Raw genomic sequence first — 1,001 nt, 5'->3', positions numbered from 1 at the left:
CGGGCGGTTGCAGTCGGTTGCTGTTGACGGTTGTCAGGGACGGGATAGTGCGCGTGAAGATCGGAAACATCGGGGTCCTTCCAGTAATGGACGGAGTGGGGGTCGAGGTCGCGGCGGACATCCTGTCCCGTCCGGGCGTGGATGATGCGTGGGCCTGTCACACCGAGCACATGGAAGCGGACGGCACTCTGCGGTTGCCTCTCGGCGGTTTCTGCGTACGCACGGGCGACCGGACCGTGCTGGTCGATGCTGGCGTGGGCGCGTTCGATGACGGCAAATACGTCGGGGGAGGCATGCTCGACTCCCTGGCCGCCCACGGAATCGGCCTGGCGGACGTCACCGACGTCGTCTTCACGCACTTGCACTTCGACCACATCGGCTGGGCCACGCACGACGGAGCCGCCGTGTTTCCGAAGGCCACCTACCGCGCGCACCGGGCCGACTGGGAGCACTTCGTTACGGGGGAGAACGCGCAGCCCGGAGCGGTGGAGAAACTCACACCGCTCGGTGCGCGCCTGGAACTGTTCGACACCGACTTCACCGTGGCGCCCGGCGTCGACGCACGCCATGTGCCCGGCCACACGCCCGGCTCGACGGTGTACGTGATCTCCTCCGAGGGCCGTCGCGCCGTGCTGCTCGGCGACGTGGCGCACTCGGTGGTCCAGTTCAGCGAGCGGGACTGGGAGGTGATCTGGGACGTCGACCCGGTTGCCGCCTCGGCGGTGCGCAACCGCTTCGCGGACGAAGCCGCCACCACTGGTGACCTGCTCGTCGCCTCCCACTTCCCCGACATGCGCTTCGGCCGGATCATCGCTGGTGCCGGCGCCCGCCGCTTCGTCGCCGTGTAGGTCCGTCCAGGACTTGTCCGGGCGATCTTGTGCGCTCATGGACACCCCGAACATACCGCCACTTTCCGTGCGGCCCGCACACTTTCGTCCTGTCCTGATCTCTCGTCTGCCGTCGACCCATCGCGAAGCGACAGCGGGCCGGCGACGGAGGGG

Annotated in this window: 1 protein-coding gene; it reads left to right on the top strand. The window is 68.1% G+C overall.

Annotated features, from left to right (window positions below; translation table 11 throughout):
- Nucleotides 1-848: MBL fold metallo-hydrolase (locus AWQ68_RS00105; protein ID WP_218006726.1), on the top strand; the 848-nt coding region annotated here is incomplete at its 5' end.
- Nucleotides 849-1,001 lie beyond the last annotated feature (153 nt).

This window comes from Microtetraspora fusca (assembly GCF_001570365.1).
Taxonomy (GTDB): Bacteria; Actinomycetota; Actinomycetes; order Streptosporangiales; family Streptosporangiaceae; genus Microtetraspora; species Microtetraspora fusca.
This window is presented reverse-complemented; position numbering and strand designations above follow the sequence as displayed.